Origin of the sequence: Kitasatospora sp. NPDC127116, from assembly GCF_042677365.1 — a bacterium.
Lineage (GTDB): Bacteria > Actinomycetota > Actinomycetes > Streptomycetales > Streptomycetaceae > Kitasatospora > Kitasatospora lactacystinica.
The window spans coordinates 1-5,152 of the sequence record NZ_JBHXTL010000256.1 but is presented as its reverse complement, the minus strand read 5'-3'; the positions used below and the strand labels follow the sequence as shown (position 1 = coordinate 5,152).

At 76.5% G+C, this 5,152-nt stretch carries 3 protein-coding genes and 1 pseudogene; all 4 read right to left on the bottom strand.

The window, feature by feature from the left end:
* Nucleotides 1–277 (bottom strand): annotated as a pseudogene (locus ACFVHV_RS43200) (hypothetical protein); the annotation flags it as partial.
* 95 nt (nt 278–372) lie between these two features.
* A complete protein-coding gene (locus ACFVHV_RS43195; RefSeq protein ID WP_380359286.1) occupies nt 373–1,344 on the bottom strand; it encodes a helix-turn-helix domain-containing protein in 972 nt (323 codons plus the stop codon).
* Between the two features lie 152 nt (nt 1,345–1,496).
* On the bottom strand, nt 1,497–4,223 hold the full coding sequence (locus ACFVHV_RS43190) for an AAA family ATPase (protein WP_380359284.1): 2,727 nt from the start codon (nt 4,221–4,223) through the stop codon (nt 1,497–1,499).
* A gap of 189 nt (nt 4,224–4,412) precedes the next feature.
* Nucleotides 4,413–5,099, bottom strand: a complete 687-nt coding sequence (locus ACFVHV_RS43185) for a YoaK family protein (RefSeq protein WP_380359281.1) — start codon at nt 5,097–5,099, stop codon at nt 4,413–4,415.
* Nucleotides 5,100–5,152: the final 53 nt, after the last annotated feature.

Sequence of the window (5,152 nt, the reverse complement as noted above, 5' to 3'; positions counted from 1 at the left end):
CGGCACCGACCGGCCTGGTCACCCGAACCCGCACCCGCCCGGTCGGCCCGCACGGCAGCACGAACCACTCCGACGTGGTGCCGTACGGATCGTCCGGGTCCCCGCTCCCCGTCCCGCCGCCGCCGCCGGACGCGCCGTCGCCCGGGGCGCTGTCGGACACCGCGAACGAGAGGTCCGGCAACTCGTCGGCGGACCGGCCGGCCCGGGCGTCCAGGAAATCCTGGAGCGCCCGGTCGAGCACCGGTCGCCGGTCGGACAGGGGGGTGGGGTCGGACAACTCTCTGCTCCTGGCTTCGGTCGACGGGCACGGTGGCTCCGTGTGTGCCCCGGCCGTGGTGGCCTGGTCGTGCCCTGCGGCGGGCGGCCGGCTCCTCAGCCGGCTTCGTCGTACGGGCGTGTCCGCCACTCGCGCGGCGGGACGCCGTAGGCGGCGCGGAAGGCCCGGCTGAAGTGCGCCGGGTTGGCGAAGCCCCAGCGCTGGGCGACGGCCGACACGGTGGGCGCGGTGCGGCCGCGCCGGGCCAGCTCGCCGGCGCAGGCGTCCAGGCGGAGCCGCTGGACGAGGCGGCTCACCGTCACGCCCTCGCCCTCGAAGAGCCGGTGCAGGTAGCGCACGGAGATGTGGTGGGCCCGGGCGATCCGCTCGGGCGACAGGTCCGGGTCGCCCAGGTGGCAGTCGATGTACTCCCGCACCCGCCGGACCAGGTGGGCGTTCCGGGCGCCCGGTCCGTCGGCCTCCCCGGCCGGCACCAGCTGGGCGATGAGGGTGCTGAACAGGCCGGCGACGCTGCCGGCCAGCCGGTCCCCGACCGGGTCGGGGTAGGAGTGCGCGGAGGCGGCGAGAACACCCAGGAAGGACAGGATCACCGGTCCGCACCCGTCGGTCGGGCCGACGGCCGTCGCGGAGGCGTGCCGCAGGTCGCGCTCCGGGACGCCCAGCAGGCGGCGCGGCACGTGGAACAGGTGGGTGCGGAACCGCTCCGGGTAGTCCACCGCGAACGGGCGCGCCGTGTCGTAGAGGACCAGCCCGCCCGGCGGCACCTCCGCGCGGCGCCCGTCCTGCTCCAGGACGGCCCGGCCCGACACCTGCACGCCGACCCCGACCTGCGGCTCGCTGTGCGGCGTGCGCGCGATCAGCGCCGCCGTGCGGGAGAGCCGGGCCGCGTCGGCCTCCAGCGTGGAGATCCGCACGTACCCGAGGCGGTGCGACTCCAGGAGTCCGTCGAACGGCCGCCCGGTGAGCGGGCGCACCTCCAGCGGCACCAGCGACCGCGACACCGCCCCGCTCCAGAAGGCCGCCTTGTCGCGGTCCGCGACCGACGCCGTCGTCACCCGCAAGCCCATCTGACCGTCCTTCCGCCGGAGTCCTGCGCACTCTCAGCGTGGCCCGCGGGCGCGGCGGGCCGGTAGGTCATCTGACTGTCGTCCCGGGGCGGTGCGCCGGGAAGCCCGGCGGGGCGGCCGGGGCAAGCCGGCCGGGCGGGCGTTCCCCCAGGTCAGCCGCCTTCGAGGGCGTGGGCGAGCGCGGCCCGCGTGGTGATGCCGAGCTTGGGGAAGATCTTGTAGAGGTGAGCCCCGACGGTACGGGGCGACAGCCGGAGCTGCCGGCCGATCTCCTTGTTGGTCAGGCCGGTCGCGGCCAGCCGGGCGATGCGCAGCTCCTGGCCGGTCAGCCCGGACGGGTCGGCGGCCGGCCCGTCCTGCGGCAGCGCCACGGAGTCGCCCGCGGCCCGCAGTTCCTCCTCGCACTGCGCCGCCCAGGGGGTGGCCCGCAGCCGGCGGAACACGTGGTGGGCCACGCGCAGCGTCTCCCTGGCCCCGGGCCGGTGGCGGCGGCGCAGCCACGCGCCGTGGGCGAGCCTGAGCCGCGCGAGGTCGAACACCCACTGCTCGGCGCCCGGTACCGCGTACGCGGCGAGGTAGGCGGCCTCGGCCTCGGGGTCGTCCGCAGCCAGCGCGGTGGCGGCCACGCACAGGAAGGCGTGGCGTCCGGAGATCTCCGCCGAGCGCGCCGCGGCTCCGGCCGCGAGGTGGGCGCGGGCCTCGTCGAGGCGTCCGGTGTGCACGGCGGCCGTCACCAGGTCGAGGACCAGCGTGTGGTGCCACGGCTGGCCGCCGGACAGGCGCCCGGGCGGGGTGAGTTCGCAGAAGTGCGCGTACGCCTCCTCGTAGCGCCGGTGGGCAAGCGCGGCCAGGCCGCGCAGATGGGTCAGGCGGTCGAGGACGTACCGCATCCGGGCGCGCGTGGCGACCGGCCCGATGGTCCGCTCGATCTCCTGGAGCCCGGCCACGTCGCCCCGGCCGGCCAGGAAGTGGGCGTAGTACTGGCGGAACATCAGGCCGTTCGTGTGGTAGCCGAGCTCGTCCGCCTCCTCGGCCTCGCGCAGGCAGACGGCTGCCCGGTCCCAGTACCCGAGCAGGTAGTCCTGGTGGGCCTTGGCCTTGGCGACCGAGCCCTGGGTGGCGTAGCCGTGCAGCCCGGAGAAGCGCTGCCACAGACCGCTGTCGGGGCTGTCGAGCGCCGAAGCGGTCCAGAGCAGCAGCCAGGCCGCGCCGGCCTCCTGCTCCTCGGTCATGCCGTCGGCGGTCGCCAGCAGGGCGGCGGCCGCGTCCGGGCCCGGCTCGGTCCAGGCCCGCAGACAGAGCCGGCCCACGTCGGAGACGTCGTCCCGGTGCCGTTCCAGGGCGCGCCAGGCCCAGGGGTCGTCCGTGTACGTGGCGGCGAGGAGCAGCTTGAACCAGGCCTGTTCGACCAGTCCGCCGAAGGTGTCGGCGCCCGGCGCGGTCAGCGCGTCGAGGGCCGCGGGCAGCAGCGCGGCGGAGGACTCGAAGTCGACGCGGTGGCTCTGGTCGGCGTAGACCACCGCGTACGAGAACAGCGGGGCGATGTCCTGCGGGACCGTGCTGCTCCTCAGTTCCTCCACCAGGGCCGCGGTGTGGCGCAGCTGCCCCCCGCGGGCCGACATCACGGCGGCCCGGGTGAGCCTGCGGACGCGGTCGCAGGAGCTGGGGCTGAGGACGGCGGCGCGTTCCAGCAGGAGGGCGCCCTCCGCCTCGCCGCCCCGGCGGGCCAGCTCGTGGCCGGCCTCCTGGAGGCGGTGCGCGAGGTCCTCGTCGGGCAGCAGGGCGGCGGCCGCCTCGTGGACCAGTCGCCGGGGGTCCTCCGGTGCGAGGGCCTCGGACAGCGCGCGGTGGGCCTCCCGGCGGGCGGTGTCGGAGGCGGCGGAGACGACGGCGGTGCGCACCAGGGGGTGCCGGAACACGAGCTGCCCGGCCGGGTCGAGCCGGGCCAGGCCCTCGGCCTCGATCCGTTCCAGGATCTCCCGCGCGTTCTCGTCCGCGAGGGCGCGGAGCCACTCGGCGCTGCCGGAGTCCGGGCCGGTGGCCAGGGCGCCGAGCAGCAGCAGGCGGCCGACCTCCGGCGTCACCGTGCCGAGCCGTTCGGCGAACATCCGTTCCAGCTTCCGCCCCAGGGGCAGCCGTTCGGGCAGCGGGGCGGCTCCCCGCTGCTGGGCGTCCGCCAGCTGGCGCGGCAGTTCGACCAGCGCCAGCGGGTTCCCGGCCGCCTCGGCCAGGACGCGTTCCCTGGCGGGCGCCGCGAGTTCGGGGTAGCGGGTGCCCAGCAGCAGGGCCGCGTCCTCGCGGGGAAGGGCCGGGACGTCGACGGCCTCGGCCGACCAGGTCTGGGCGGCCGGTCCGTTCGCGCGGCTGGCCCCGACGATCACCACCGGCAGCTCGGCGCACCGCCGGTGCAGGAAGGCGAAGACGGTCGCGCTCGACGAGTCGATCCAGTGCAGGTCGTCCAGGACCAGCAGCACGGGGGCGGTCCGCACCACCCGCTCCAGCAGGGCCAGTGTCGCGGCGCCGACGGCGAAGCCGCTCGGAGTGCCGGAGCGGATGCCGAACGCGCTGTCCAGGGCCTCGCGCTGATGCGCGGACAGCGCGTCGGAGTGCTGGAGCAGCGACCAGAACGCCTGGTGGAGGGCCCCGAACGCGAGGTCCGTCTCCGCCTCCGTGCCGACCGCGCGCAGGACGGTGAACCCGCGCTCGCGCGCCAGTCGCTCCACCCAGGCCACCAGCGTGCTCTTGCCGACACCGGCGTCGCCGCGCAGCAGGACGGTCGACCCGCTCGCGCCGTCCACGGCCTGGACCAGCGCCGCGGTCAGCAGTCCCGTCTGCCGCTGCCGCCCGACCAGGACCGGAAACCGTCTGTCCTCCGCCACTGGTTCCTCTCCCTCGGGCCGGCCGATCCGCTCACCGGGCATCCCAGGCTACCGCCCGCCGGAACCACCGTTCCGCTGCCGGTACGGCCCCGGACCCCGGCGGCCCGCCCCTCGACGGGCACCGTCGCCGGCGGTCCCCGCGCCGCTGCCGCCGGGGCGGGCGCGGGGACGGGGACGGAACCGTTCCGGTCACTCGCGGTAGAGCAGCACGGTGAGTGCGGCCAGCACGGCGCTGGCGACCAGGGCCCAGGCGATCTGCCCGTGCAGGACCAGCAGCGCACCGGGGACGGCGCCGGCCAGCATGGTGACGACGGAGAGGATCTTGCGGCGCTGGCGGGGGGCGGTGCCCCCGGCCGGGCGGGAGTCGGCGGCCAGGCCGGTCAGGGTGAGGGTCAGCACGGTGGTGGTGAGGTCCGGTACGCCCAGGCCCCGCACGGTGGCGTTGCGGATGCCCATCGCCAGGGCGAGCAGGGCGATCACCGCGTACTGCGCGAACCCCTCGGGGCTCCGCACGAAGAGGACGGCGGCGGCCGCGGCGTGCAGCACGGCCTCCAGGGCGAAGGCCGCGCGCAGTCGTGCGGGTCGCCGGGTCGCGCCCTGTCGGGTGGCGATCCGGCCGGCCACCCCGGCGCCGAGGAGAAAGGCCGCGAGGGAGGTCAGGGAGCCGACCACGGAGAAGCCGGGCGCCCCGGCGAGGGCGAAGGCGACGACCACGACGTTGCCGGTCATGTTCGCGGTGAAGACGTGGCCGAGGCCGAGGTAGCTGACGGCGTCGATCAGGCCGCTGACCAGGGTGAGGGCGAACAGGGCCAGCGCCAGCGGGTGGCGGTCGTGGATCTGCGGTCCGGACGGCTGCGGCGGCGGGGGTGTGGTCACGACGGCTCCTCGTACGGAAGGGGGCTGCGGGCGGGGGCGCCGCCCCGGGCCTC